25 protein-coding genes are annotated in these 24,961 nt (G+C 72.8%); 14 read left to right on the top strand and 11 right to left on the bottom strand.

Translation table 11 applies throughout. From position 1 onward, the window contains the following. Window positions 1–4 precede the first annotated feature (4 nt). Entirely contained in the window at window positions 5–1,366 is a 1,362-nt protein-coding gene (locus ACWGH0_RS15635; RefSeq protein WP_447029703.1) for a glutamine synthetase family protein, read from the bottom strand. Window positions 1,367–1,731: 365 nt separating this feature from the next. Here ACWGH0_RS15635 and ACWGH0_RS15630 point away from each other — a divergent pair, with 365 nt between their 5' ends. The 3 genes from ACWGH0_RS15630 to ACWGH0_RS15620 all read left to right on the top strand — a co-directional run bounded on the left by ACWGH0_RS15630 (window position 1,732) and on the right by ACWGH0_RS15620 (window position 4,319). After that, on the top strand, window positions 1,732–1,989 hold the full coding sequence (locus ACWGH0_RS15630; RefSeq protein WP_453404707.1) for a MerR family transcriptional regulator: 258 nt from the start codon (window positions 1,732–1,734) through the stop codon (window positions 1,987–1,989). Window positions 1,990–2,262: 273 nt separating this feature from the next. Further along, entirely contained in the window at window positions 2,263–2,466 is a 204-nt protein-coding gene (locus tag ACWGH0_RS15625; RefSeq protein ID WP_028811307.1) for a cold-shock protein, read from the top strand. 329 nt (window positions 2,467–2,795) lie between these two features. Then, complete coding sequence (locus ACWGH0_RS15620) at window positions 2,796–4,319, top strand: DEAD/DEAH box helicase (RefSeq protein ID WP_453404670.1); 1,524 nt, start codon at window positions 2,796–2,798, stop codon at window positions 4,317–4,319. Window positions 4,320–4,387: 68 nt separating this feature from the next. Here the strand turns inward: ACWGH0_RS15620 and ACWGH0_RS15615 are convergent, their stop codons facing one another. Together ACWGH0_RS15615 and ACWGH0_RS15610 are read right to left on the bottom strand one after the other, a co-directional pair. Further along, window positions 4,388–4,942 (bottom strand): DUF6328 family protein, encoded by a 555-nt coding sequence (locus tag ACWGH0_RS15615; RefSeq protein WP_453404669.1) that lies wholly within the window; start codon window positions 4,940–4,942, stop codon window positions 4,388–4,390. Next, window positions 4,939–5,322, bottom strand: coding sequence for a hypothetical protein (locus tag ACWGH0_RS15610; RefSeq protein WP_453404668.1), 384 nt, complete (start codon window positions 5,320–5,322; stop codon window positions 4,939–4,941). The genes ACWGH0_RS15615 and ACWGH0_RS15610 overlap by 4 nt, the downstream gene beginning before the upstream one ends. A 228-nt stretch (window positions 5,323–5,550) precedes the next feature. Between ACWGH0_RS15610 and ACWGH0_RS15605 the strand changes: the two genes are divergently transcribed. From ACWGH0_RS15605 to ACWGH0_RS15590, 4 genes are all read left to right on the top strand, one after another. Continuing rightward, entirely contained in the window at window positions 5,551–5,940 is a 390-nt protein-coding gene (locus ACWGH0_RS15605; protein ID WP_453404667.1) for a VOC family protein, read from the top strand. A 252-nt stretch (window positions 5,941–6,192) separates the two neighbouring features. Continuing rightward, entirely contained in the window at window positions 6,193–6,555 is a 363-nt protein-coding gene (locus ACWGH0_RS15600) for a hypothetical protein (RefSeq protein ID WP_453404666.1), read from the top strand. A gap of 72 nt (window positions 6,556–6,627) precedes the next feature. Further along, window positions 6,628–7,275: a DUF3105 domain-containing protein gene (locus tag ACWGH0_RS15595; RefSeq protein WP_453404665.1), complete on the top strand. Its 648-nt coding sequence runs from the start codon at window positions 6,628–6,630 to the stop codon at window positions 7,273–7,275. Beyond that, window positions 7,275–7,946 (top strand): DUF305 domain-containing protein, encoded by a 672-nt coding sequence (locus ACWGH0_RS15590; RefSeq protein ID WP_453404664.1) that lies wholly within the window; start codon window positions 7,275–7,277, stop codon window positions 7,944–7,946. The genes ACWGH0_RS15595 and ACWGH0_RS15590 overlap by 1 nt, the downstream gene beginning before the upstream one ends. On the opposite strand, the gene ACWGH0_RS15585 is transcribed toward ACWGH0_RS15590, so the two are convergent. Further along, window positions 7,943–8,830, bottom strand: coding sequence for an alpha/beta fold hydrolase (locus tag ACWGH0_RS15585; protein WP_453404663.1), 888 nt, complete (start codon window positions 8,828–8,830; stop codon window positions 7,943–7,945). The two genes, ACWGH0_RS15590 and ACWGH0_RS15585, sit on opposite strands and share 4 nt — an antisense overlap. Further along, a complete protein-coding gene (locus ACWGH0_RS15580; RefSeq protein ID WP_453404662.1) occupies window positions 8,827–9,516 on the bottom strand; it encodes a DUF998 domain-containing protein in 690 nt (229 codons plus the stop codon). Before ACWGH0_RS15580 ends, ACWGH0_RS15585 begins: the two co-directional genes overlap by 4 nt. Before the next feature lie 199 nt (window positions 9,517–9,715). Here ACWGH0_RS15580 and ACWGH0_RS15575 point away from each other — a divergent pair, with 199 nt between their 5' ends. After that, complete coding sequence (locus ACWGH0_RS15575) at window positions 9,716–11,476, top strand: NAD+ synthase (protein ID WP_453404661.1); 1,761 nt, start codon at window positions 9,716–9,718, stop codon at window positions 11,474–11,476. Window positions 11,477–11,522: 46 nt separating this feature from the next. Here the strand turns inward: ACWGH0_RS15575 and ACWGH0_RS15570 are convergent, their stop codons facing one another. Both ACWGH0_RS15570 and ACWGH0_RS15565 read right to left on the bottom strand, forming a co-directional pair. Further along, window positions 11,523–12,761 carry an MFS transporter gene (locus ACWGH0_RS15570; RefSeq protein ID WP_453404660.1) on the bottom strand — a complete coding sequence of 413 codons (1,239 nt, stop codon included), beginning with the start codon at window positions 12,759–12,761 and terminating at the stop codon, window positions 11,523–11,525. Between the two features lie 139 nt (window positions 12,762–12,900). Continuing rightward, a complete protein-coding gene (locus tag ACWGH0_RS15565; protein WP_453404706.1) occupies window positions 12,901–13,923 on the bottom strand; it encodes an endonuclease/exonuclease/phosphatase family protein in 1,023 nt (340 codons plus the stop codon). Between the two features lie 308 nt (window positions 13,924–14,231). Between ACWGH0_RS15565 and panB the strand changes: the two genes are divergently transcribed. The 3 genes from panB (at window position 14,232) to ACWGH0_RS15550 (ending at window position 17,180) form a co-directional block, all read left to right on the top strand. Continuing rightward, window positions 14,232–15,095 (top strand): 3-methyl-2-oxobutanoate hydroxymethyltransferase, encoded by an 864-nt coding sequence (gene panB / locus ACWGH0_RS15560; RefSeq protein WP_453404659.1) that lies wholly within the window; start codon window positions 14,232–14,234, stop codon window positions 15,093–15,095. A gap of 187 nt (window positions 15,096–15,282) precedes the next feature. Continuing rightward, window positions 15,283–16,341: an ATP-binding cassette domain-containing protein gene (locus tag ACWGH0_RS15555; RefSeq protein WP_453404658.1), complete on the top strand. Its 1,059-nt coding sequence runs from the start codon at window positions 15,283–15,285 to the stop codon at window positions 16,339–16,341. Continuing rightward, window positions 16,338–17,180 carry an ABC transporter permease gene (locus ACWGH0_RS15550; protein WP_453404657.1) on the top strand — a complete coding sequence of 281 codons (843 nt, stop codon included), beginning with the start codon at window positions 16,338–16,340 and terminating at the stop codon, window positions 17,178–17,180. The genes ACWGH0_RS15555 and ACWGH0_RS15550 overlap by 4 nt, the downstream gene beginning before the upstream one ends. Window positions 17,181–17,217: 37 nt before the next feature. Here ACWGH0_RS15550 and ACWGH0_RS15545 read toward each other — a convergent pair whose 3' ends face one another. Both ACWGH0_RS15545 and ACWGH0_RS15540 read right to left on the bottom strand, forming a co-directional pair. Next, on the bottom strand, window positions 17,218–20,862 hold the full coding sequence (locus ACWGH0_RS15545; protein ID WP_453404656.1) for a BTAD domain-containing putative transcriptional regulator: 3,645 nt from the start codon (window positions 20,860–20,862) through the stop codon (window positions 17,218–17,220). Between the two features lie 4 nt (window positions 20,863–20,866). After that, on the bottom strand, window positions 20,867–21,037 hold the full coding sequence (locus ACWGH0_RS15540) for a hypothetical protein (protein ID WP_453404655.1): 171 nt from the start codon (window positions 21,035–21,037) through the stop codon (window positions 20,867–20,869). A 106-nt stretch (window positions 21,038–21,143) separates the two neighbouring features. Between ACWGH0_RS15540 and ACWGH0_RS15535 the strand changes: the two genes are divergently transcribed. Then, the gene (locus ACWGH0_RS15535) at window positions 21,144–21,935 is read left to right on the top strand and encodes a site-2 protease family protein (protein WP_453404654.1); all 792 of its coding nucleotides are present in this window, start codon (window positions 21,144–21,146) and stop codon (window positions 21,933–21,935) included. On the opposite strand, the gene ACWGH0_RS15530 is transcribed toward ACWGH0_RS15535, so the two are convergent. Then, window positions 21,925–22,161, bottom strand: coding sequence for a hypothetical protein (locus ACWGH0_RS15530; protein ID WP_453404653.1), 237 nt, complete (start codon window positions 22,159–22,161; stop codon window positions 21,925–21,927). The genes ACWGH0_RS15535 and ACWGH0_RS15530 overlap by 11 nt on opposite strands. Window positions 22,162–22,187: 26 nt before the next feature. Then, window positions 22,188–22,913: an NADPH-dependent F420 reductase gene (npdG, locus tag ACWGH0_RS15525; protein WP_453404652.1), complete on the bottom strand. Its 726-nt coding sequence runs from the start codon at window positions 22,911–22,913 to the stop codon at window positions 22,188–22,190. A 93-nt stretch (window positions 22,914–23,006) separates the two neighbouring features. On the opposite strand from npdG, the gene ACWGH0_RS15520 reads away from it, so the two are divergent. Further along, entirely contained in the window at window positions 23,007–23,609 is a 603-nt protein-coding gene (locus ACWGH0_RS15520; RefSeq protein ID WP_453404651.1) for a hypothetical protein, read from the top strand. Window positions 23,610–23,669: 60 nt separating this feature from the next. Continuing rightward, the gene (locus ACWGH0_RS15515; RefSeq protein WP_453404650.1) at window positions 23,670–24,959 is read left to right on the top strand and encodes an MFS transporter; all 1,290 of its coding nucleotides are present in this window, start codon (window positions 23,670–23,672) and stop codon (window positions 24,957–24,959) included. The last annotated feature ends 2 nt before the right edge of the window (window positions 24,960–24,961 follow it).

Here is a 24,961-nt window from a genome sequence, read left to right as displayed (position 1 = left end):
GCGGTTACAGCACCGGCAGGTTCTTGCGGAGCTCGAAGGCGGTGACCTCGGAGCGGTACTCCTCCCACTCCTGCTTCTTGTTGCGCAGGAAGAAGTCGAAGACGTGCTCGCCCAGCGTCTCGGCGACCAGTTCGCTGCGCTCCATCAGGGCGATGGCCTCGCCGAGGTTCTGCGGGAGGGGCTCGATGCCCATCGCGCGGCGCTCGGCGTCGGACAGGGCCCAGACGTCGTCGTCGGCGCCCGGCGGGAGCTCGTAGCCCTCCTCGATGCCCTTGAGGCCGGCGGCGAGCAGGACGGCGTACGTCAGGTACGGGTTCGCGCCGGAGTCGATCGAGCGGACCTCGACCCGCGCCGAGCCGGTCTTGCCGGGCTTGTACATCGGGACGCGGATCAGTGCCGAGCGGTTGTTGTGGCCCCAGCAGATGTACGAGGGGGCCTCGCCGCCGGAGCCGGCCGTGCGGGTGGAGCCGCCCCAGATGCGCTTGTAGGAGTTCACCCACTGGTTGGTGACGGCGGAGATCTCCGCGGCGTGCTTGAGGAGGCCCGCGATGAAGGACCGGCCGACCTTGGAGAGCTGGTACTCGGAGCCCGACTCGTAGAAGGCGTTGCGGTCGCCCTCGAAGAGGGAGAGGTGCGTGTGCATGCCCGAGCCGGGGAACTCGGAGAACGGTTTCGGCATGAAGGTCGCCTGGACGCCCTGCTCCAGCGCCACCTGCTTCATGACGAGGCGGAACGTCATGATGTTGTCGGCCGTCGACAGGGCGTCGGCGTAACGGAGGTCGATCTCCTGCTGGCCGGGGGCGCCCTCGTGGTGGCTGAACTCGACCGAGATGCCCATGGACTCGAGCATGGTGATCGCCTGGCGGCGGAAGTCCATGCCGACGTTCTGCGGGGTGTGGTCGAAGTAGCCCGAGTTGTCGGCCGGGGTGGGCCGGGTGCCGTCGAGCGGCTTGTTCTTCAGCAGGAAGAACTCGATCTCGGGGTGGGTGTAGAAGGTGAAACCGAGGTCCGAGGTCTTGGCGAGGATGCGCTTCAGCACGTAACGGGGGTCCGCGAAGGACGGCGAGCCGTCCGGCATCAGGATGTCGCAGAACATCCGGGCCGTGCCGGGGGCCTCGGCGCGCCACGGCAGGATCTGGAAGGTGCCCGGGTCCGGCTTGGCGATCATGTCCGACTCGTACACGCGGGCGAAGCCCTCGATCGCGGAGCCGTCGAAGCCGATGCCCTCGTCGAACGCCTGCTCCAGCTCGGCCGGGGCCACCGCGACCGACTTCAGGAAGCCGAGCACGTCGGTGAACCACAGGCGCACGAACCGGATGTCGCGCTCCTCGAGCGTACGGAGCACGAACTCCTGCTGCTTATCCATCTGGTCTTCCTACCCATCCTTGCCGGTCGAGCCGCCTGCCCCCCACGCCTCGGGCGCACGTCGGGGCACCTGAGCATCCCACCACACGGTTACCAACACGTTGCGGCCCCTGGGGCCGACACCCGGCGCCGCGCGGGTGAACGCCCGTGTCCGCCTCACCGCCGCTTCCTCCATAGTGCCCGCGGCACGCCGGTGCGGACCCGGGCCCGGGCGCCGGGAGACGAAAATCTGCCACCGCCGCAGCAGACATGCCACACTCGTAGTGTCCGCCCCGCGCGCTACAGAAGATGGTGCAAGTGACCGCTCAGACCCATCGGACCACCAAGGCCGACCGCTTCGACGACGACGACTTCCCCGCCTACACCATGGGCCGGGCCGCCGAGATGATCGGCACCACCCCCGCGTTCCTGCGGGCCATCGGCGAAGCACGGCTGATCACCCCGTTGCGTTCGGAGGGCGGCCACCGCCGCTACTCCCGCTACCAGCTCCGCGTGGCCGCCCGCGCCCGGGAACTGGTCGACCAGGGCACGCCCATCGACGCCGCCTGCCGCATCGTGATCCTCGAGGACCAGCTGGAAGACGCCCTGCGCATCAACGAGCAACTGCGCGAGCAAAATACCTAGTGCGGCAGCTGCAGAATTTAAAGCGGCGTGCGTAGAGGGTTTATGGCGCCACGGCCGATGTGACGAAAGCCCCCTGGCGCGGCGGCCTCTCCGTGCTACTGTTGATCTCAGTTGCAGTTGTGGTTCCCAAACTTCAAGTGCTCCCGCGACTCTCTGTTGCGGGCGCACTTTCGTATTTCCGGTGCTTTGTTTCCGGACGGGGCAATCATCGCGGCAACGCGACTCGGAGTCCGCACACGGCGGTCTCCGGCACTGCTCCAAAGGAGAATTGACATGGCTTCTGGCACCGTGAAGTGGTTCAACGCCGAAAAGGGTTTCGGCTTCATCGAGCAGGAGGGTGGCGGCGCTGACGTCTTCGCCCACTACTCCAACATCGCCACCCAGGGCTTCCGTGAGCTTCAGGAAGGCCAGAAGGTGACCTTCGACGTCACGCAGGGCCAGAAGGGCCCGCAGGCCGAGAACATCGTTCCCGCCTGACGCTGACGCGTACTACACGGTCGGGGCCCGCACCTGAGGGTGCGGGCCCCGTCTCGTTGCTTTGAATCGTTGCCCCGACTCGGCCGCCCCTATAGCGCGGCCGACTCCTGAGCGGTCGGCCACGATTCTCGTCGCCCCGCCCCGTCCGCACTTTCTCCGCGCGGACTGCAGCCACTTCGAAGCTCCCGGCCAGAAGGAATTCAAACCTTTTCACCGGCTTCATTTCGGCTTTTAAATTACCGGCTCGTTCTTGCGATTCCTTGCACAGTCACTCTCGTGGTGACCGCTGCCCGGAATTCCTCGATACGTGCCCATCGAGGAAGGTTCACATGAACCGCGCAGCACGCTCCAACGACCGTGAACGATTCGCCCGCACCCGCGCCGGCGGCAACCACGCCGGCCGCACCAGCGACCGCGGCGAGCGCTTCCGCCCCGCCGCCCCCAGCCGTTCTTCCGGCTACTCCGGCCGCTCCCCGCAGCGCCGCTCCTCGGCGCCCCAGGGCGAGTTCGCCCTGCCGGTCGGCACCTCGCCGGCGCTTCCGGCGGTCGAGGCCTTCGACCAGCTGGACATGCCCGCGGCCCTGCTGTCGGCGCTGACCGCCCAGGGCGTGACGGTGCCGTTCCCAATCCAGGCCGCCACCCTGCCCAACACGCTGACCGGACGCGACGTCCTGGGACGCGGGCGCACCGGCTCCGGCAAGACGCTGGCCTTCGGGCTCGCGCTGCTGGCCAGGACGGCCGGAAAGCGCGCCGAGCCGCGTCAGCCGCTGGCCCTGGTGCTCGTCCCCACCCGTGAGCTCGCCCAGCAGGTCACGGACGCCCTGACGCCCTACGCCCGCGCCGTGCGGCTGCGGCTCGCCACGGTGGTCGGCGGCATGTCGATCGGCCGCCAGGCCGGCGCGCTGCGCACCGGGGCCGAGGTCGTCGTGGCCACCCCGGGCCGGCTCAAGGACCTCATCGACCGCCGTGACTGCCGCCTGGACCAGGTGAAGATCACGGTGCTGGACGAGGCCGACCAGATGACCGACATGGGCTTCATGCCCCAGGTCACCGAGCTGCTCCAGCAGGTCGCGCCGGAGGGCCAGACGATGCTGTTCTCGGCCACCCTGGACCGCAATGTCGACAAGCTGGTACGCAACTACCTGACCGACCCGGTGGTCCACTCGGTCGACCCGTCGCAGGGCGCGGTCACGACGATGGAGCACCACCTGCTGCACGTCCACCCGGCCGACAAGCAGGCCACGGCCACCGAGATCGCCGCCCGCGACGGCAAGGTGATCATGTTCCTGGACACCAAGCACGCCGTGGACCGGCTGACCCGGGACCTGCTGGCCAGCGGCGTACGGGCGGCCGCGCTGCACGGCGGCAAGTCGCAGCCGCAGCGCACGCGCACGCTCGACCAGTTCAAGAGCGGGCACGTGACCGTGCTGGTGGCGACCAACGTCGCGGCCCGCGGCATCCACGTCGACAACCTCGACCTCGTGGTCAACGTCGACCCGCCGACCGACCACAAGGACTACCTGCACCGGGGCGGCCGTACCGCCCGCGCGGGCGAGTCCGGCAGCGTCGTCACGCTGGTGCAGCCCAACCAGCGCCGCGAGATGACCCGCCTGATGCAGGCCGCGGGCATCACCCCGCACACCGCCCAGGTGCGTTCCGGCGACGCCGAGCTGAGCCGGATCACCGGTGCGCAGGCGCCCTCCGGCGTACCGGTCGTCATCTCGTCGCCCGTCAGGGAGCGCCCGGCCCGCAGTGCGTCCTCGCAGCGCGGGCGCCGCAGCGCTCCGGCGCAGGCGCGCCGCCGGTCCTACGGCGGCAGCGGCGCGGGCAGCGCTCGCGGCGGCGCCGCGTAGGCGCGGCGGCACGGATCACGCGGGGCCGGGCAGGGCCGCGCACCGGTGCGGGCAGGGAGTGACTTCGGTCAGTCCCTGCCCGCACTGGCGTGCCGGGCCCAGACGGGCAGTACGAACCAGCACAGGACGAACCACAGCACCAGAGCGCCGACCAGCCACAGCGCGGTGGTGTCGTGCAGGGCCACGCGCAGGATCAGCAGCAGCGCGGACGCCATCGTGCACAGCATCAGCACCAGTCCGACGACGGTCAGCCGCGAGGCCCACAGGACCGTCTGCGGCTTGATCCGCCGGCCGGTGACCAGACGGTGGAACGACACCGGGCCGACGAGCGCGCCGACCGTCGCGGCGCCCAGCACGACCGTGACGACGTAGATGCCGTGGTCGGTACGGGACAGCTCGGTGTACCGGGGCTGGAAGACGACGGTCAGCAGGAAGCCGAAGAGCACCTGTACGCCGGTCTGGGCGACCCGCAGCTCCTGGAGCAGCTCCACCCAGAGCCGGTCCGCCCGCTCCTCCTCCGTCTCGTGACGGCCGCGCAGCAGCTTGTCCGTCGCCCGGCGTCCTCTCCCGCTCCCGGAGTCCGTCCCGCCCGTCCCGGCGGGCCCGCCGGGCCCGTCCGTCATGGCGAGGTCCCGGGTCCGCTCTCCAGACGGAGCTGGAGCTCCTTCTCCTGGTCGCCGGACGCCGAGCCCTCCTCCTGGACGGCGAACGCCGCCGCGAGCTGCTCGCGCACCTGCTCCACCGCCCGGTAGCCGCCCTGGAGCGTGACGGTGACGGGCGCCGTCAGGCGGGCGGGAGCGGCCTGCTCCCGGACGCCGAACACGTCGTACGTGGCGCTCCACACCATCGGGCGCCCGTTCACGCCGTTGTGCAGTTCCTCGTCGGCCTCGCGGTCGGACTCGAAGGCGGTGCACAGCGCGCCGAAGACGGCGTTGGCGTCCTCCTTGGAGCTGCCCGTCAGTTCCACCAGGACCTGCGTTCCGGAGTGTTCCGTGCTGTTCACTGTGAGGCTTCTTTCTCTCGTCGTCGCCGATCCCCAGGCTCGCCCGCCCAGATCGCGCGCGCGACCGGAGACAGCGAGCAGCGGGTACCCGCTCCCCCCGGCGTGATGCCACCGGTCCGGCCGTGCGTGACGGTCCGTGTGCCGCCGCAAGCGGCGGGTACGCGGGTCAGTGGGCCGTCCGGCCCACTGCGGACATCGGGGTCGTCCCGGGTGTATTGGGGAGAGCAGATGACGGTCGCGAAGCGAAGCGTTCTGGTCCTGGACTGCGCGGAGCCCGAGGTGCTGGCGGAGTTCTACGCCGGCCTGCTGGACGCGGAGGCACGGACCGGTGCCAATCCGGATTTCGTGGAGGTCGTGGGGCAGCAGGGCGTCTTCATGGCCATCCGCCGCGACCACGGTTACGCGCCGCCGAGCTGGCCGCGTCCGGAGGACTCGCAGCAGGCACACCTGCGGATCCTGGTGGAGCGCGGTGACATGGACGAGGCGGAGCGCGAGGCCGTAAGCCTGGGCGCGCGGCCCGTGGACACCAAGGACAACAGCGGGCCGCGCGACGAGCGCGTGTACTCCGACCCGGCCGGGCACTCCTTCACACTGGCCCACCGCTTCGCCCCGCGCTGACGCTCGGACCCCGTGACCCGGCCCCCTCGTGACCGACCGGGTCACGGGGTCCGGCCCGCCCCGTCCTCCCGCCCCGTCCCAGCCGGGATCCGATTTGCACCATGAACGGCGGGTTGCCGATCAGCCCACCGCGGAATCCGTGCCACCGGCCGCAAAGGGATGCGACCCGTATGGCCAACGGGCCCCCGCGGCGCACTACGATTTCCGCCCATGGGGGGACGGCGGCGATCCCGCACCGGGCGCACCAGGCGCATGGGACGTCCCATGGCGCTGCTGAGCGCCGTGGCGACGCTCCTCGCCGCGCTCTTCGTCTGCCTGGCGATCAGCCCCGAGCCCCGGGAAGGCCACGGAACCGGGGCCACCGGGAGTGCGGCCACAGTGACGGCCGCCCCGCAGGCGCGGGGCGGACCCGCGTACGTCTGCCCGTACGACTCGCAGCACTGCGGCGTCTTCCCGCACCTGTCCCCCGCCGTGCTCACCGTGCCGCCGCCGGCCACGCCGGCCGCCGCCGAGCCGCAGCCCTTCGCACCGCCGGCCGCCGTCGGGCCGGCGCGCGGTTCCGGCATACTCGCCAGGGCGCCGGGACGCCATGTCCTTCAGGTGATGCGGACGTAGCCGGGACGCCCGTCCCCCGGTACTTGCCTCCGCGACCCCCACACACTTTCAGCAGGACGAAGGACTCACATCATGGCTTCCAACAAGACCGCGAACGCGTCCCGCAAGGCCCGAATAGAGGAGATGCGCCGCGCCGAACAGGCCCGCGAGCGCAGAAACCGCTTCCTGGTGATCGGCATCAGCTCGGTCGTCGTGCTCGGCCTCGTCGGGTTCGGCTCGTTCGTCCTCCTCCAGGAGTCGGAGGAGAAGGACCGCAAGACCGCCCTGGCCAAGGCGCCCGTGAAGCAGGAGAAGTCCTGGGACGCGAAGAAGCTCGGACGCGACCACGTCACGAAGGACGTCTCGTACCCGATGACCCCGCCGGTGGGCGGCGACCACTCGCAGGTCTGGATGAACTGCGAGGGCGACGTCTACAAGAAGGAGATCCCCAAGGTCAACGCGGTGCACTCGCTGGAGCACGGCGCGGTGTGGGTGACCTACAACGACAAGGCGGCCGACGCGGACGTCGAGAAGCTCGCCGAGAAGGTCGGCAAGACCCCGTACTCCCTGATGAGCCCGGTGAAGGACCAGGCCGGCGCCCTCATGCTCAGCGCGTGGGGCAAGCAGGTGACGGTGGACAGCGCCGCGGACCCGCGGGTCGACCAGTTCTTCACGAAGTACGTGCAGGGGCCGCAGACGCCCGAGCCGGGTGCGGCGTGCACGGGCGGAATGGCCCAGTGATGACGCGTGCGTACGGGGCGGCCCTCACGGCCGTCGTGCTCGCGCTGCTCTTCGCGGCGGGGGCCGTCACGGTCGCCGCCGGGAGCGGGAGCGAGGACGGCGGTTCGCCGGCTTCCCGTACGCCCGCCGGGGACTCCGCGGACGCGGGCTTCGCCCGGGACATGTCCGTGCACCACCAGCAGGCGGTGGAGATGTCGTTCATCGTGCGCGACCGCACGAAGGACGAGGACGTGCGCAGGCTGGCGTACGACATCGCCAACACCCAGGCCAACCAGCGGGGCATGATGCTCGGCTGGCTCGACCTGTGGGGCCTGCCGAAGGTCTCGTCGGACGAGCCGATGGCCTGGATGGCCGGGGGCGGAGCCGGGCACGGCGGGCACGGGGCCCACGGGGCGCACGAGGCACGGGACGGGTCGCTGATGCCCGGCATGGCGACCAGGGCCGACCTGGCGGAGCTCCGTGCGGCGGACGGCCGGCAGGCCGAGATCCTCTTCCTGCGGCTGATGACCGCCCACCACAAGGGCGGCGTCACGATGGCGAAGGGCTGCGCCGAGCGGTGCGAGGTGGGGCCGCAGAAGTCCCTGGCGCAGGGCATGGTCGACGCCCAGGAGTCCGAGATCGCGCTGATGGCCGATCTGCTCGAGGAGCGGGGCGCGGCCCGGCGCCCCTAGGAGGGGCCGGCCGCCAGGACCGCCCGGACCACCGCGTCCGGGCGGTCCAGCATCACCAGGTGACCGGCGGGCTCGGCCACCTCGAAGCGGGCGCCGAGAGTGCTCGCGAGGCCGCGCTGCCGTTCGAGCCAGCGCGTCGCACCGCTTCCGCCGCGGCCGTCGTACGCCGCCAGGACCGTGACCGGGACGCCGTCGGGCAGCGGGTGGCGCTCGCGCAGGGCGAGGAGTCCGGCGGCGACGGCCCGGTAGTGGGTGTTCTCCCGGAGCGCTCCGCGCAGGACCCGGGAGGTGCGGTAGCAGCGGCGTACGAGCGGGGCGGGGGCGGGGTCGCCGCCCGGGCCGCCCGCCGGGTGCGCGCGGCCGGCGCGGACCGCCGCGCCGCGGGCGAGCGGTCCGAGCGCCGCCGGGAGCCCGGCGGCGGACAGGGCCGTGCCCAGCGCCCGCGTCGCGGCGGTGCGCAGGGCGGGGGCGGCGGGGGTGCGCGCGTGTTCCTCGACGCTGGAGTCGACGAGCACGAGGGAGGCCGTACGGGCCGGGTACCGGCGGGCGAACGCCTCCGCGTGGAACCCGGCGACCGAGTGCCCCACGACGGTGACGGGTGCGCCGCGCGGGGGCAGGCCGAGCGCGTCGAGCACCGCGGCGACGCGGTGCGCCTCGCCGTCGGCCGTGGGCGGCGTCCCGGCCGGCGCCGGGGCGCTCAGGCCGTGGCCGGGGCGGTCGAACCGCACGACCGTGCGCGAGGGCGCGAGCAGCGCCACGACGGGGTCCCAGTCGAACCAGCTCATGCCGAGCCCGGCGCTCAGCACGCACACGGGCCCGTCGCCGTCCACGACCACGTGGTGCGCGGTGCCGCCGATCCTGAGGAAACGTCCGGTCGAGGTCACTCGTACAGCTTCTCGCGCGCCACCGACATCGCCAGCAGGACGAGCCAGACCGCCGCGATCAGGACCTGGAGCCGCTGGCCGGCCCCGAGGAGCCAGGTGCCGTTGCCGGCCTCGAAGGCGGCGATGGAGGCCAGGGTCCAGGCGGTGGCCGCCAGTTCGGCCGCCGCGAGGGCCGGTCCGGTACGGGCGAGGAGGGACCCGCGGTCGTGGCGGCGGCGCGCCGCGACGGTCAGCGCGACGACGCCGACGACCGCCGCGGTCGACGCGACGCTGCTGCTCCAGGTGTGGGCCGTGTGGGTCGCCGGCACGAGCCCGGCCGCCTCGCGGGCCGCGCAGGCGGCGTCCGAGGTCGTCGAGCAGCTCATCGGCAGCCGGGAGTCGACGGCGGTCGCGGCGCCGAAGAGGGCGAGCGCCGCCCAGCCGGTGACGTCCCAGAGCCCGCGCGGCCGGTACGCGGCGAACGCCCACAGCGCGCCCGCGAGGATCAGCAGGCCCGCCGTGAGGTCGGTGGACCGGAACAGGCCGCCGAACGGCTGGTCCTCGGCCGCCAGTTCGCTCACGTACGTGCGCAGGGGGTCGAGGCCGGTCGCGAGGACGGCTTCGAGCACCCAGGCGGTGTACGCGGCGGCGCCGAGCAGGAGGAGGACGGCGACGGGCCGGGTACCGCGGAGAAACGCAATCGGCATAGTGGGGTGAACGCTACTTCGCGGCGCCCGGGGCGCCGCACGGGGTCACCGGTGGACGCCGGAGCTCCGGGTCCGGGCCTCGGCCGCGCGGCGTTCCGAGTCCCTCGACGCCGTCCGGAGCGGCACCGGTCAAGGGATTCGGACGGCCGTTGCCGGCTCCCCCAGGACATAGCGTCAAACAGACGATTAGACTGGGCGCGTGCCTCAACTACGCCTCGCTCTGAATCAGATCGACTCGACCGTCGGCGACCTGGCCGGCAACGCGGAAGCGATCGTCCACTGGACCCGGCACGCCGCCGGGCAGGGCGCCCACCTCGTGGCGTTCCCCGAGATGGCGCTGACCGGCTACCCCGTCGAGGACCTCGCGCTGCGTTCGTCCTTCGTCGAGGCCTCGCGCGAGGCCGTCCGCGCGCTGGCGGTGCGCCTCGCCGACGAGGGCTTCGGGGAGATCCCCGTCGTCGTCGGCTACCTCGACCGCTGCGAGAAGGCCCAGCCGCGCTACGGCCAGCCCGCCGGCGCCCCGCAGGACGCCGCCGCCGTGCTGCACCGCGGCGAGGTCGCGCTGTCCTTCGCCAAGCACCACCTGCCGAACTACGGCGTCTTCGACGAGTTCCGGTACTTCGTGCCGGGCGACTCGCTGCCCGTCGTCCGGGTGCGCGGCGTCGACGTCGCCCTCGCCATCTGCGAGGACCTGTGGCAGGACGGCGGGCGCGTGCCGGCCGCCCGGTCCGCCGGCGCGGGTCTGCTGGTTTCGATCAACGCCTCGCCCTACGAGGTCCACAAGGACGACAGCCGGCTCGAACTGGTCCGCAAGCGCGCCCAGGAGGCGGGCTGCACGACGGCCTACGTCGCGATGATCGGCGGCCAGGACGAGCTGGTCTACGACGGTGACTCGATCGTCTGCGACAAGAACGGCGAAGTCGTAGCCCGGGCCCCGCAGTTCTCCGAGGGCAGCATGCTGCTCGACCTGGACCTGCCCGCGGCGGCGCCGGCCGCCGAGGCGCCGGCCGGAGTCGTCGACGACAAGCTGCACATCGACCGCGTGATCCTCTCCGAGGACCCGGTGCCGGCGTACGAGCCGGAGCTGACGGGCGGTTACGCCGAGCGCCTGGAGGACCCGGAGGAGGTGTACTCGGCGCTGGTGGTGGGCCTGCGCGCGTACGTCGCCAAGAACGGCTTCGACAGGGTCCTGGTCGGTCTGTCCGGGGGCATCGACTCGGCCCTCGTGGCGGCGATCGCGTGCGACGCGGTGGGCGCGCCGAACGTGTACGGCGTGTCCATGCCCTCGAAGTACTCCTCGGACCACTCGAAGGACGACGCCGCCGAACTGGCCCGGCGTACCGGACTGAACTACCGGACCGTGGCCATCGAGCCGATGTTCGACGCCTACATGGACGCGCTCGGTCTGACCGGGCTGGCCGAGGAGAACCTCCAGTCGCGGCTGCGCGGGACGACGCTGATGGCCATCTCCAACCAGGAGGGCCAGCTCGTGCTCGCGCCGGGCAACAAGTCGGAGCTCGCGGTGGGCTACTCGACGCTGTACGGCGACTCCGTGGGCGCGTACGGGCCCATCAAGGACGTCTACAAGACGTGGATCTTCACGCTCGCCCGGTGGCGGAACAGGGCGGCCGAGGAGCGGGGCCAGGTCCCGCCGATCCCGGAGAACTCGATCTTCAAGCCGCCGAGCGCGGAGCTGCGGCCGGGGCAGGTCGACACCGACTCGCTGCCGGACTACGAGGTCCTGGACCGCGTCCTGGAGCTGTACGTCGACCAGGACCAGGGCCTGGAGGCGATCGTGGCCGCCGGTTTCGACCGGCAGATGGTGGCGAGGACGATCCGGATGGTCGACACCGCCGAGTACAAGCGCCGGCAGTACCCGCCGGGCACGAAGATCTCCGCGAAGGGCTTCGGCAAGGACCGCCGCCTGCCGATCACGAACCGCTGGCGCGAGTCCGGCTGACGGCGGGCCGCGGGCGGGCCGGGCGGGAAGGCCCGCCCGGCCCCGCTCAGCCCGCCGTGTCGTGCGCCGGCTCGCGCGCCGGGGCCGCCGCCTCGCCGGAGGCGACCACCCGGGAGCGGGACGAGGCCGGAGCACGGTCCAGCAGGCCGGCCGTCGCCGCGACGGCGAGGCCCGTGACGGCCAGCACCGCTCCGACGAGCGTGGGGCTCGTCCAGCCCCAGCCGGCGGCGATCGCCGTGCCGCCGAGCCAGGCGCCGCCCGCGTTCGCGAGGTTGAACGCGGAGTGGTTGGATGCGGACGCCAGCGTCGGCGCGTCCTTGGCCTTGTTCATGACGAGCATCTGGAGCGGCGTCGTGGTCATGAAGCCGACCGCGCCCAGCACCACGACGGTGACCAGCGCCGCCCACCGCACGTGCGCCGTGAAGTGGAAGGCGAGCAGCACCAGCGCGAGCGCGCCCAGTGAGCCGTACAGGGTGGGCCGCAGGGCCCGGTCGGTCAGCGGGCCCGCCGCCAGGGCGCCCAGGGTCATGCCGATGCCGAAGAGGGCCAGGACGACGGTGACCGAGGACTCGCCGAAGCCCATGACCTCGGTGGTCATCGAGGCCAGGTAGGAGTAGACGGCGAAGACGCCGGCGAAGCCGAAGACGGCGGTGAGCAGTCCGAGCATGACCTGACGGTCGCCGAGGGCGCGCAGTTCCCGGCGTACGTTCTGCCGCTCGTCCAGCGGGACGTACGGCACCAGGCGGGCCAGCGCCGCCATCGCGACCAGCCCGATCGCCGCCACCACCAGGAACGTCGCCCGCCATCCGAGGTGCTGGCCGAGCAGGGTGGCGGCCGGCACGCCGACGATGTTGGCGACCGTCAGGCCGAGGAACATCGTCGCGACGGCCCGCGCCTGCCGCCCGTCCGCGACCAGCCGGGCGGCGACCACCGCGCCGACGCCGAAGAACGCGCCGTGCGGCAGCCCGGCGAGCACCCGCCCCGCGACCAGCCAGCCGAAGCCCGGGGCGAGGGCGGAGGCCAGGTTGCCGACCGTGAACAGGGCCATGAGCAGGAGCAGCATCCGCTTGCGCGGGATGCGGGAGCCGAGCGCGGTGAGCAGCGGGGCGCCGATGACCACACCGATCGCGTACGCCGACACCAGGTGGCCCGCGGTGGGCACCGAGGTGCCCAGATCGTCCGCGACGTTGGGCAGCAGGCCCATCATCACGAACTCGGTGGTGCCGATGCCGAAGGCGCTGACGGCGAGGGCGAGCAGGGCTACGGGCCGGGGCGGCCTGGGCATGGAGGGACCTTTTCAGTGGCTGGGGGCGCGATAGTACGTTCCCGTACTGAACAAAGCCTCTCAGGTGAAATGTTCCGCGCTGCGAACGCGGGGTTGCGAGCGGGCGCGGCCGGCCCCGCGAACCGTGCGGCGACCGTCGTCAGAGCTCGACGCGCGCCGCGATCGGCAGGTGGTCGCTGCCGGTCTCCGGCAGGGCCCACGAGGACACCGGCCTGATCCCCTTGACCATGATCTGGTCGATCCGCGCCATCGGGAACGACGCCGGCCAGCTGAAGCCGAAGCCGTCGCCCGCCGCGCCCTGCGTGGAGCGCATCTGCGAGGTGACGGCGTTCAGGGCGCGGTCGTTCATGGTGCCGTTGAGGTCGCCGAGGAGGACGACCCTCTCGACGGGCTCCCGGGCGATCGCCTCGCCCAGCGCGTCCGCGCTGTCGTCGCGCTGCCCGGCCGTGAAGCCGGCGTCGACCTTGACCCGTACCGAGGGCAGGTGGGCGACGTACACGGCGACGTCGCCCGCCGGCGTGGCCACCGTGGAGCGCATCGCGCGCGTCCAGCCCATCTTGATGTCGACGGGCCCGGTGCCGGTCATGGGGTGCTTGCTCCACAGGCCGACCGTGCCCTGCACCGAGTGGTACTTGTACGTGCCCGAGAGGGCGTCCTCGTAGACCGGGACCTCGCTGGCCTTCAGTTCCTGGAGGGCGACCACGTCCGCGCCCGAGCCGGCCAGCTCACGGGCCGTTCCCTCGGGGTCGGCGTTGTCGGCCTTCACGTTGTGGGTGGCGACCGTGAGACCGCCACCGGGACCGGCCTTGTCGGTGAGCAGGCCGCCGAAGAGATTCAGCCAGACCACGGCCGGGAGCAGCAGGGCGAGGGCCGCGGTCGCCGAACGGCGCAGCACGGCGCCGGCCAGCAGCAGCGGAACACCGAGGCCCAGCCAGGGAAGGAAGGTTTCCGTGAGGCTGCCGAGGTTGCCGATCGCGTTCGGGATCTGCGCGTGCAGGACCATCAGCAGGGTGAGCAGCACCGCGCACAGCGCGAGCAGGACGCCGCGCCGCCAGATGCCCCGGTCGTGGCGCAGACCGCCGAGGCGGCGCAGGAGGCGGGATCCAGGACGCCCGGGCCCTGAGCTGCCGTTCCCGGTGTCCGTCATGTACGCCTGCGCCATTTCCGCTGCCCTCACTGACTGCCTTGCCGTGCACACCGCCCCGCCCCCGTCTGACCCTAGGGGATGACCGGCGTCTTTCCGGGCCGCCGGGACACGACGGCCTTACTGCCACCAGGACGACACGGCGCGGCCGCGGGGTTCCGGCTCGGGCGCGTCGGAGGAACGCTGTGACGAAACGCGCACAAACCAGCCAGTGTGTGCGGACCGACGCGCATCCCCACTTCCCGTACGCGCCGCCGGGATGCCACCATGGACGTGGTCCGGGGACGCCGTCAGGGCGCCTCGAGATTTCGAAGGAGCCGTTGGTCATGACGCTTCAGGCTGCCCAGAAGACATCCGCCGACAGCAGCAAGGCGCTGTACGGCGGCAAGGGCACTCGCCGCCTCACCGTCCACGACATCGCCGCCGCCAAGGAGCGCGGTGAGAAGTGGCCCATGCTCACCGCGTACGACGCGATGACCGCCTCCGTCTTCGACGAGGCCGGCATCCCGGTCATCCTCGTCGGCGACTCCATGGGCAACTGCCACCTCGGTTACGAGACCACCGTGCCCGTCACGATGGACGAGATGACGCTGCTGTCCGCCGCCGTCGTACGGGGCACCACGCGCGCCCTCGTCGTCGGCGACCTCCCCTTCGGCTCGTACCAGGAAGGCCCGGTACAGGCCCTGCGCAACGCCACCCGGCTGATCAAGGACGCCGGGGTCGGCGCCGTGAAGCTGGAGGGCGGCGAGCGCTCGCACGCCCAGACCGAGCTGCTGGTGAAGGCCGGCATCCCGGTCATGTCGCACCTGGGGCTGACGCCGCAGTCCGTGAACACCATGGGTTACCGGGTGCAGGGGCGCAGCGACGAGGCCGCGCACCAGCTGCTGCGGGACGCGAAGGCGGCGCAGGACGCCGGCGCCTTCGCGGTCGTGCTGGAACTCGTACCGGCCGAGCTGGCCGCCGAGGTGACGCGCTCGCTGCACATTCCGACCATCGGCATCGGCGCCGGGCCGGACACGGACGCGCAGGTCCTCGTGTGGACCGACATGGCGGGTCTGACCGGCGGCAAGGTGCCGCGCTTCACCAAGCAGTACGCGAACCTGCGGCAGACCCTCGGGGACGCGGCGAAGGCGTTCGCCGGCGATGTCGTCGGCGGAACGTTCCCGCAGGAGGAGCACACCTTCCACTAGCCGTATCGAAGCCACTGCCGCACCACGGACAGCCCGCCGACATCCCCCATCGGCGGGCTGTCGGCGTACGCGGGGCGGGGGCGGAGGGCGGTTCGCCGGCCGTCGTCGGGCCCTTGTCGGTCGTCTGTCGGTCGTCTGTCGGTCGCCTGTCGGCGCGTTGTCAGTGGCGGCTGCTTCCATGGTCGGCATGACGCGATTCGACAAGAGCCCCACAGGCGGCGCGGCCAACGCCGTCGAGGTAAGGGGACTGGTCAAGCACTACGGCGAGACCAAGGCACTGGACGGCGTGGACCTGGACGTACGGGAAGGCACCGTGCTCGGTGTCCTCGGGCCCAACGGCGCCGGCAAGACCACCCTCGTACGCTGCCTCTCCACCCTCGTGCAGCCGGACGCCGGCACGGCCGTCGTGGCCGGGTACGACGTGGTGAAGCAGCCCCGGCAGCTGCGCCGCACCATAGGTCTGACCGGGCAGTACGCCTCGGTCGACGAGAAGCTCGCGGGCTGGGAGAACCTCTACATGATCGGGCGGCTGCTCGATCTGTCCCGCAAGGACGCGCGCCGGCGCGCGGACGAACTGCTGGAGCGGTTCTCCCTCACCGAGGCCGCGAAGAAGCCCGTGATGCAGTACTCCGGCGGCATGCGGCGGCGCCTCGACCTGGCGGCGTCCATGATCGGGCAGCCCGCCGTGCTCTACCTGGACGAGCCGACGACCGGACTCGACCCCCGGACGCGCAACGAGGTCTGGGACGAGGTGAAGCGGATGGTGGGCGAGGGGGTCACCGTCCTGCTCACCACCCAGTACATGGAGGAGGCCGAGCAGCTCGCGAGCGAGCTGACGGTCATCGACCGCGGCCGGGTGATCGCGGGCGGCAAGGTCGACGAGCTCAAGGCGAAGGTCGGCGGCCGCACCCTGGAGGTCCGCCCGGCCGACCCGGCCCTGCTGCCGGAGATGGCGCGGGCGCTGGCCGACGCGGGGCTCGACGGCATCGCCGGCGCGCAGGTCGACGCGGGCGAGGGCCTGCTGTACGTACCGATCCTCAGCGACGAGCAACTGACCGCCGTGGTCGGCCTGCTGGGCGCGCGTGGCTTCGGCATCGCGCACATCGGGACCCATCTGCCCAGCCTGGACGAGGTGTTCCTGGCCATCACGGGCGAGAAGACGAGCGACGCGGCGGCCGGCTCCGGCCGGTCCGCCGAGTCCGCCGGATCCGCCGACGACGACAAGCTCGAGGAGGTCGCGGCATGAGCGCGGCGACAGTGACCCCGCCCGCGCCCGCGCCGACGGCCGTGAAGGCGGACGGCGGCGAGGGGCGGATCGGCCTGCGGGCCAACCTGCGGCACATCGGCGCGCTCGCCCGCCGCAACACGCTTCAGATCAAGCAGGATCCGCAGTCGATGTTCGACGTGCTGCTCATGCCGATCGTCTTCACCCTGCTCTTCGTGTTCGTCTTCGGCGGCGCGGTCGCGGGCAACGGCAGGCAGGACGAGTACGTCAGCTACCTGGTCCCCGGTCTCATGGCGATGATGGGCCTGAACGTCTCCATGGCGGTCGGCACCGGCATCAACGAGGACTTCCAGAAGGGGGTGATGGACCGGTTCCGCACCATGCCGATCGCCCGGTCCTCCGTCCTCATAGCGAAGATCGTCGTCGAGGTCGGCCGGATGATGGTCGCCTTCGCGATCCTGCTGGCCGTGGGCTTCATGCTCGGCATGTCGGTCGAGACGTCGCCGCTGCACGTGCTGGGGGCCGTGGGGCTCTCGCTCCTCTTCGGCGCCTCGCTGATGTGGATCTTCATCGTCATCGGACTGTCGGTGAAGACGGCGCAGGCCGTGCAGGGCATGGCGATGCTCGTGCTGATGCCGCTGCAGTTCGGCTCGTCGATCTTCACCCCGCCGTCGACGATGCCGGGCTGGCTGCGGACCTTCACCGACTACAACCCGCTGTCGAGCCTCGCCGACGCGTCGCGCGGGCTGTTCATCGGCGGGCCCGTCGCCCGCGACGTGTGGATGGTGCTGGCCTGGGCGGTGGCCATCACGCTGGTGACCGCGCCGCTGGCGATCTCGAAGTTCCGCAAGAAGACCTGACCCGCCGGCCGCGTCGGCGGTCGGCTCGGCGGCCGCGTCAGCGGTCGAGGAGGGCGACGGCCTGCTCCAGCGTGAGGCCGCCGCCCTCGGCGTACGCCGCGTCGAACGCGGCGTCGCCCAGCACGGCACGGGCCGCCGCCTCGGCGTCCGCCGCCGACTCGCGCTCCTGGACGGTGGAGAAGTGGCCGCGCGGCAGCAGGGCCCGGTAGACGCCGAGCAGCCGGGCGGCGTCCCGGGCCCGGTCGTGGCTGCCCTGGCCCGCCAGGGCCCGGGCGGCCGTCATCAGGTGGACCGCGGGCATCTGCGGGGCGACCATGCGGGCCAGCGGCTCGCGCGCCCACTCCAGGGCGTGGCGGGCCCGGTCGAGCGCCTCGTCGTGCAGGCCGTCCAGGTTGTCCATCCAGGCGAGCAGGCCGATGACGAAGCCCTCGAAGATGGCGAGGTTGGACTGGTTGAAGGAGCGGCGCATCAGCTCCATGTGCTCGCGGCCCTCGTCGGTCCGGCCGGTGCGGCCGAGCCACACCGCGAGGAACAGACGGGCGGCGGCCTCCGACTCGTGCCCCTGGTGTTCGACCTCGGCGAGGATGTCGCGCAGCATCGCCTCCGCCACATCGCCGTCGCCCGTCTCCACCAGCACGCCCGCCAGCCGGGCGCGCAGCAGCAGCACCTGGGTCTGCGCTCCGAGGACCACCGCCCGGCCGATCGCCGCGCGGTAGTCCTCGGCGGCGAGGGCGAACTCACCCCTGCGCTCACGGGACTCGGCGCGCGCGGCGAGGGCCTCGGCCTCTCCGTAGGCGTCGCCGAGCCGGGTGAAGATCCCCAGGCTCTCGTCGGCGTCGCGGCTCGCGTCCCCCGCCCACTCGGTCCGGTTCGCCAGCAGGTTGGCCCGCAGTTGCAGGGCCATGGCCAGCTCCCAGACGTAGCCGTACTCCCGGCAGGCACGCACGGTCTCGTTGACGACCTCCAGCAGTTGTTCCGGCGTCCCGGTCAGCATGACGGCGTAGACCCACATCGTCCCCGGCACGCGGCAGGTCTGCGGGAGCCCGGGCCGGTAGACCTCGACGACACTGCGCAGCCAGGCCGTGGCCTCCTCGCCGGTCCACTGGTCGAGCTCGTGGTTCATGCTCGACAGGTGGATGAGCCAGGCGCCCCTTCTGGCCTCCAGCAGGTGCTCGGGCGACATGGGCGGCGGCGCGTCCGTGCACCGCTCGTGCAGGGCGGGAGCGGGGGCGGCCGGCGGGGCGAAGGGGTCGGGGCCCAGGTCGGCGGCAGCGCGCGACCAATGGCGGGCGTCGCTGCGCAGGCCCCGGATCGTCCAGTACCAGGCCAGCGAGTGGACCAGGCACAGCGCCTCGTGCTCGTCGCGGGCGGCGACGGCGCGGCGCAGGGCGGTGCGCAGGTTCTCGTACTCGACCTCCAGGCGGCCGAAGCACGCCAGTTGCTCCCGGCCGCGCAGCCGGGGTTCCATGCGGCGGGCGAGCTCGCGGAAGTGAACGAGGTGGCGGTGTTCGGCGGCGGCGCGGTCCCCCGCCTCGTCCAGTCGCTCGGCGGCGTACTCGCCCACCGTCTCCAGCAGGCGGTAGCGCATCGCGCCGTCGCCCGAAGGGGCCGCCACCACCAGCGACTTGTCGACCAGTGAGCCGAGCAGGTCGAGCGCGCCGGGACCGATCACCGCTTCCGCGGCGGGCAGGTCGCAGCCGCCGGCGAAGACCGACAGGGCGCGCAGGGCCGCCCGCTCCTCCTCGTCCAGCAGGTCCCACGACCAGTCGACGACCGCGCGCAGCGTCTGCTGGCGCGGCAGCACGGTGCGGCTGCCGCCGGTCAGCAGCCGGAACCTGTCGTCCAGGCGGTCCGCGATCTGACGCGGGGTCAGCATGCGCAGGCGGGCGGCGGCCAGTTCGATGGCCAGCGGCAGGCCGTCGAGGCGGCGGCAGATCTCGGCGGCCGCGTCCCGGTCCTCGTCGATGCGGAAGCCGGGGCGGGCGGCGGCGCCGCGGTCGGCCAGGAGGCGCAGGGCCATGGGGTCGGGCAGCGGTTCCACGGGCCGCACGACCTCGCCGGGGACGCCGAGCGGTTCGCGGCTGGTGGCCAGTACGGTCACGCCGGGGCAGCGGGCCAGCAGTTCCTCGGCGAGGCGGGCGGCAGCCTCGATCACGTGCTCGCAGTTGTCGAGCAGGATCAGCATGCGGCGGCGGGCGCAGTGCTCGACCAGACGTACGAGCGGGTCGTCGCCGTGGCGGTCCGCGGCCCGCAGTTCCTCGGCGCCGGCGCCTCGCAGCACGGTCTCGCGTGCGCCCAGCGCGACGAGTACGGCTTCGGGGACGGTGTCGGGGTCGTCCACGGGGGCGAGTTCCGCCAGCCAGGTGCCGTCCCGCCAGGCGGCGTTCCTGGCCTCGGCGGCTTCGGCGGCCTCCTGCGAGAGCCGGGTCTTTCCGGCGCCGCCGGGGCCGAGCAGGGTGACGAGGCGGGCGCCTGCCAGGTCGGCGGTGATGGCCTCGATGTCGCTCTCGCGGCCTACGAACGAGGTCAGGCGGGCGCGCAGGTTGCCTTGTGGGGGGCTTGGGGGGTTCGCGTCTTGGCCTTGTTTCCGGGTTGCTGCGGTCGTGGCGCCTTGGCTTTGCTGGGCGGGGGCTTCGGGGGCGGTGCCTTGGCCTTGCTGGGCGGGGGCTCCGGGGGCGGTGCCGTGCCCGGGCGTCTCCTCGGGTGCCGAACCTTCGGGCACCGCTGCGGAATCTTCGGCGTGGTTGCGTTCGACACCCTGCGGGGAGCGCCCCGGCACGTCCCCGCCCGGCACCGTCGGGCCGTGGGCGGGAGTGGTGCCCCGCACGTCCCCGCCCGGCACCGTCGAACGGGTGGCAGGGGAGGTACCCCGCACGTTTCCGCCCGGCACCGTGGAGTCGTGGGCAGGGGTGGTGTTGCGCGCGTGCCCGCCCGGCATTGTCGAGCGGGCGGCGGGGGTGGGAGGTGGGGAGAGGAGGGTGGTGTGGAGGGATTGGAGGGGTGGGGACGGGTCTGTGCCGAGGCGGGAGGCCAGGTCGCGGCGGAGTTCGTCGTAGGCCGCCAGAGCCTGTGCCGTGCGGCCCGTGTCGCGCAGGGCGCTCAGGCGCAGGAGCTGGAGCTGCTCGTCGATCGGGTGGTCGTCGCAGAGCGCCGCGAGTTCCGGGAGGGTCTCCTCCGCCCGTCCAAGGGCCAGCAGCGCCGACAGCCGGGCGCGGCGGGCCGCCAGGCGTCGGGTCTCCCACCGGGCCGCTTCCGCCGTGCGGTCGGGCAGCCCGGCCAGCACCGGGCCGTGCCACAGGCGCAGGGCCTCGCCCAGCAGTTCGGCCGCCTTGCCCGGATCGCCGGTCCGCAGCGCCCGCGCGCCCTCTCCCGCCAGCCGCTCGAAGCGGTAGAGGTCCACGTCCTCCGGGTCGGCGCACAGCCGGTAGCCGCCGTCCGCCGAGGCGATCGCGGCGTGGCCGAGGGCCCGGCGCAGACGGCCGACGAGGGCCTGGAGGGCTCCGGTCGCGTCGGCCGGCGGCTCGCCGTTCCACACCTCGTCGGTGAGCGCGCCGGCCGTGACCGTCCGTCCCGGCCGCAGCGCCAGCACCGTCAGCAGCGCGCGCAAGCGCGCTCCGCCGACGGCTACGGGGCTTCCGTCGTCGCGAAGGGCCTGGGTGGGGCCGAGGATGCGATAGCGCACGGGTCTATTCTCCGGGACGTGCGGACGCCGGGCCGCCCGGCGTCTCCGGGGTGGCCGGGACTCCCGTCCCGGTACGGCGGTGACCGCGCTTCCAGCGGACCCGCGGGGCCTCGTCGCCCACCGGGAACGGATCGCCGCAGCACGGGTCGTCGTACATGTTTCGCCAGAGCGCCATGGATGCAGCTTCCCCGGAACCACCGGGGCCGCGCGAGACGTTTTCACAGTCCCGCCGGGTAGGCAGTTCTGCGACCGGCCTGCTTCCCACCCTTGGAGACCCGCCCATGGCCACCGCCCTCACCCGTCGCGACCGGCGGATCAGTCCCGTCTTCCTCGGGATCGTCGCCGTCATGGCGGTCTCCGGCTGGGCGGTGTGGACGGAGTTCTCGGCGAGCACGGGCTTCGCCGTCTTCCTGTTCGTCACGTCCGCGTGGGTCGTCTCGCTGTGTCTGCACGAGTACGCGCACGCCCGCACCGCGCTCCACGGCGGTGACGTCTCGGTCGGCGCGAAGGGCTATCTGACCCTCAACCCGCTCAAGTACACCCACCCCTTGCTCAGCATCGTGCTGCCGGTGCTCTTCGTGGTCATGGGCGGCATCGGGCTGCCGGGCGGCGCGGTCTACGTCGAGCGGGGCCGCGTCCGGGGGCGCTGGAAGCACAGCCTCATCTCGGCGGCGGGGCCGCTGACGAACGTGCTGTTCGCGGTGGTGTGCACGGCGCCGTTCTGGCTGGGCGCGACGGACGGCGTGCCGAAGCCGTTCCTGTACGCGCTCGGCTTCCTCGCGCTGCTCCAGGTGACGGCCGCGATCCTGAACTTCCTGCCGGTGCCCGGTCTCGACGGGTACGGCGTGATCGAACCCTGGCTCTCGTACAAGGTCCGCCGCCAGGTCGAGCCGCTCGCGCCGTTCGGACTGCTGCTGGTGTTCGCCCTGCTGTGGATTCCCGAGGTCGGGGGCGTCTTCTTCGACGCGGTCGACGCCGTGCTGCGGGGCCTGGGGGTGGAGGACTGGCGGACGGGCCTGGAGTACTACCGGTTCTGGGACGGCGACCCGGACCCCGCGCGCGTCAGCCCGTGACCGGGGCGCCGCGGTCGGCCTTGGCCCTGCGCACGTAGTACCACGCCATGTTGGAGGCGACTCCGGCCAGCAGGATCCAGACGACGCCGAGCCAGCTGCCCTGGACGAAGGACACCACCGCCGCGGCCACGGCGAGGAGGCAGACGAGGAGGGCGTACAGAGCGAGGCGGGGCATGGGGGGCGGCTCCTGTCCGGGGGCGAAGGCTTCCCGTCCAGTGTCCACCATGCCCCGGCGTCCGCTGTACGCCGCTCCTACACGTCGGTCAGGCGCAGGCCGGCGTGGGCCTTGTAGCGGCGGTTCACCGAGATCAGGTTCGCGACCAGGGACTCGACCTGGTGGGCGTTCCGCAGCCGGCCGGCGAAGACGCCGCGCATGCCGGGGATGCGGGCCGCGAGGGCCTGCACGAGGTCGGTGTCGGCGCGGGACTCCCCCAGCACCATCACGTCGGTGTCGATCTCCTCGATCGTCTCGTCCTGGAGGAGGACGGCCGACAGGTGGTGGAAGGCGGCCGTGACGCGCGAGTCCGGCAGCAGGGCGGCGGCCTGCTCGGCGGCGCTGCCCTCCTCCGGCTTCAGGGCGTACGCGCCCTTCTTGTCGAATCCGAGCGGGTTGACGCAGTCGACGACGAGCTTGCCGCCGAGCTCCTCGCGCAGCGCTTCGAGCGTCTTGGCGTGGCCCTCCCACGGCACCGCGACGATCACGATGTCGCTGCGCCGCGCGCACTCGGCGTTGTCCGCGCCCTCGACGCCCAGGCCCAGCTCGTCGGCGGCGCTCCGCGCGCGCGCGGCCGCGCGGGATCCGATGATCACCTTCTGGCCGGCCCTGGCCAGCCGGTACGCGAGCCCGCGCCCCTGGTCGCCCGTCCCGCCGAGCACGCCGACGACGAGGCCGGACACGTCCGGGAGGTCCCAGGGATCCCTTGCTGCGGGCTTCTGTGCGCCGGCGGGGCCGGCCGGGCTGCTGTCAGTCGAAGTCATGGGGCGACCCTACTTGCAGGTAGCACGCTCGTACGGGTGAGACCGGGGCATTCGCACCCGGCCCGCGCCCCGGGTGCGGCAGGATCCCGGCGCATGGATGCCGTACGTGTCGCCCTGCTGCGCGAGGTCCTCGACGGGACGCAGTGGCTGCCGGCCACCCGGCGTTTCGCGGGGGCGCTGCGCACCTCGGTCGTGCCGCAGGGCGGCGGGCTGCTGCTGGTGGGGACCGAGGCGTACGAGCCGTGGCACCTGGCGGCGCACCTCGTCGACGAGGCGGCGTGGTCCGGGCTCCCGGAACTCAGTCCCACCCTCGTACGCCACCGGGTGCGGCCCGGGGAGCCGGCGCACCTGTCGGTCGGCCTCGGCCGGGTCGAGGCGGCCGGCCGTGGTGAGACACTGCTCGTCGTGGCGCCGGAGCGGCCGGAGGCGGGGCTGCTGGAGCGGGTGCACGACGCGCGGCGGGCCGGGGCGACCGTGCTGTCGCTGGACGGCGGGGACCGGGAGATCCGGGGGCTGGCGCACGAGGCGCTGTCCGTGCCGGCGGGCGGGGACGTGGACCTGGACACGGTGCAGCACTTGGTGAGCGCGGCGGCGGGCGAGAACAGCGTGCCGGCTCCCCGGGGCCGGCAGCGGCTGCGGGACCGCCTCTCCCACCTGGCCGACCAGTTGACGGCGCCGCCGCCGGGGCGCTGGTAGGCCCGGGGGCGCGCGTAAATCGGTTGTCCGGCGGGAGCGGGGGGCCGAGCATGGACGGTCGTGTCCCCGAAGCTCGCGGCGGTACTGCCGGACCTCGCCCCCTGGCGCTCCTCGCGCGACTTCCGCCTGCTGTTCGTACAGGGCCTCGTCACGTACTTCGGCAGCTTCATGGCCATGATCGCGCTGCCGCTTCAGATCAAGGACCTCACCGGGTCCCCGCTCGCCGTCGGCGTGATGGGCGCGGTGGAGCTGGTGCCGCTGGTGGTGTTCGGGCTCTACGGCGGGGCGCTGGCGGACTTCGCCGACCGGCGCAGGGTCATCCTGCTGAGCGAGGCCGGCCTGGGGGTGCTGGCCGGGCTGCTGCTGGTCAATGCGCTGCTGCCGGAGCCGTTGCTCTGGCCGCTCTACGTCGTCGCCGCCGGCGTCTCCGCCCTCGCCGGGCTCCAGCGTCCCGCGCTGGACTCGCTCATGGCCCGGATCGTGCCGCACGACCAGCTCACCGCCGCCGCCGCGCTGAACTCGCTGCGCTGGCAGACCGGCGCGATCACCGGTCCGGCGGTGGCGGGCGTGGTGGTCGCCTACGCCGGTCACGCGACGGCGTACGGCGTCACGGTCGTCGGGTTCGCGGTGTCCGTGGTGCTGTGCACGCGCCTCGCGCCCGCTCCGGCGTCGCGGGACGCGCCCAGGCCGTCCCTGCGCGGCATCGCGGAGGGCGCGCGGTACGCGTGGAGCCGGCCGGTGCTGCTGGGGACGTACGCGGTCGACCTGGCCGCGATGTTCTTCGCGTTCCCGAACGCGGTCTTCCCGTTCCTCGCGGACGACCTCGACGCCGACTGGGCGCTCGGGCTGTTCTACTCCGCCGGGTCCGTGGGGTCGGTCCTCGTCGGCCTGACCAGCGGCTGGACCTCGCGCGTCAGGCGGCACGGGCGGCTGGTCGTCTACGGCGCGGCCGGGTGGGGGCTCGCGATCGCCGCCGCCGGGTGGTGCGACAGCGTGGGGGCCGTGCTGGTCTGCCTGGCGTTCGCCGGGGCGGGCGACATGCTCAGCGGGCTCGGCCGGTCGACCATCTGGAACCAGACCGTTCCGGAGGAGCTGCGCGGCCGGCTCGCGGGCATAGAGGTGCTGTCGTACAGCGTCGGACCGCAGCTCGGCCAGGTGCGGTCCGGCGCCCTCGCGGGCTGGTCGGGGACCCGTCCCGCGATCTGGAGCGGAGGCCTGGCCTGCGTGGCGTCCGTGGCCGTGCTCGCCGCGGCGCTGCCGAGCCTGCTGACGTACGACTCGCGGACGGACCCGGACGCCCGGCGCCGCCGGGACCGGAAGGACGCGGCGGCGGCCGGGACGGCGGGCTAGGA

This window comes from Streptomyces sp. NPDC054887 (assembly GCF_053610585.1).
This window is presented reverse-complemented; position numbering and strand designations above follow the sequence as displayed.

What these genes read in the sequence shown, in the direction of transcription:
- ACWGH0_RS15630 (WP_453404707.1), top strand. Translation starts at nt 1,732, where the DNA reads ATGGGCCGGGCCGCCGAGATGATCGGCACCACCCCCGCGTTCCTGCGG.
- ACWGH0_RS15570 (WP_453404660.1), bottom strand. Translation starts at nt 12,761, where the DNA reads ATGCCCAGGCCGCCCCGGCCCGTAGCCCTGCTCGCCCTCGCCGTCAGC.
- ACWGH0_RS15555 (WP_453404658.1), top strand. Translation starts at nt 15,283, where the DNA reads ATGACGCGATTCGACAAGAGCCCCACAGGCGGCGCGGCCAACGCCGTC.
- ACWGH0_RS15520 (WP_453404651.1), top strand. Translation starts at nt 23,007, where the DNA reads ATGGATGCCGTACGTGTCGCCCTGCTGCGCGAGGTCCTCGACGGGACG.
- ACWGH0_RS15550 (WP_453404657.1), top strand. Translation starts at nt 16,338, where the DNA reads ATGAGCGCGGCGACAGTGACCCCGCCCGCGCCCGCGCCGACGGCCGTG.
- ACWGH0_RS15580 (WP_453404662.1), bottom strand. Translation starts at nt 9,516, where the DNA reads ATGCCGATTGCGTTTCTCCGCGGTACCCGGCCCGTCGCCGTCCTCCTC.
- npdG (WP_453404652.1), bottom strand. Translation starts at nt 22,913, where the DNA reads ATGACTTCGACTGACAGCAGCCCGGCCGGCCCCGCCGGCGCACAGAAG.
- ACWGH0_RS15540 (WP_453404655.1), bottom strand. Translation starts at nt 21,037, where the DNA reads ATGGCGCTCTGGCGAAACATGTACGACGACCCGTGCTGCGGCGATCCG.
- ACWGH0_RS15590 (WP_453404664.1), top strand. Translation starts at nt 7,275, where the DNA reads ATGACGCGTGCGTACGGGGCGGCCCTCACGGCCGTCGTGCTCGCGCTG.
- ACWGH0_RS15625 (WP_028811307.1), top strand. Translation starts at nt 2,263, where the DNA reads ATGGCTTCTGGCACCGTGAAGTGGTTCAACGCCGAAAAGGGTTTCGGC.
- ACWGH0_RS15620 (WP_453404670.1), top strand. Translation starts at nt 2,796, where the DNA reads ATGAACCGCGCAGCACGCTCCAACGACCGTGAACGATTCGCCCGCACC.
- ACWGH0_RS15600 (WP_453404666.1), top strand. Translation starts at nt 6,193, where the DNA reads ATGGGACGTCCCATGGCGCTGCTGAGCGCCGTGGCGACGCTCCTCGCC.
- ACWGH0_RS15530 (WP_453404653.1), bottom strand. Translation starts at nt 22,161, where the DNA reads ATGGTGGACACTGGACGGGAAGCCTTCGCCCCCGGACAGGAGCCGCCC.
- panB (WP_453404659.1), top strand. Translation starts at nt 14,232, where the DNA reads ATGACGCTTCAGGCTGCCCAGAAGACATCCGCCGACAGCAGCAAGGCG.
- ACWGH0_RS15595 (WP_453404665.1), top strand. Translation starts at nt 6,628, where the DNA reads ATGGCTTCCAACAAGACCGCGAACGCGTCCCGCAAGGCCCGAATAGAG.
- ACWGH0_RS15535 (WP_453404654.1), top strand. Translation starts at nt 21,144, where the DNA reads ATGGCCACCGCCCTCACCCGTCGCGACCGGCGGATCAGTCCCGTCTTC.
- ACWGH0_RS15565 (WP_453404706.1), bottom strand. Translation starts at nt 13,923, where the DNA reads ATGGCGCAGGCGTACATGACGGACACCGGGAACGGCAGCTCAGGGCCC.
- ACWGH0_RS15635 (WP_447029703.1), bottom strand. Translation starts at nt 1,366, where the DNA reads ATGGATAAGCAGCAGGAGTTCGTGCTCCGTACGCTCGAGGAGCGCGAC.
- ACWGH0_RS15605 (WP_453404667.1), top strand. Translation starts at nt 5,551, where the DNA reads ATGACGGTCGCGAAGCGAAGCGTTCTGGTCCTGGACTGCGCGGAGCCC.
- ACWGH0_RS15615 (WP_453404669.1), bottom strand. Translation starts at nt 4,942, where the DNA reads ATGACGGACGGGCCCGGCGGGCCCGCCGGGACGGGCGGGACGGACTCC.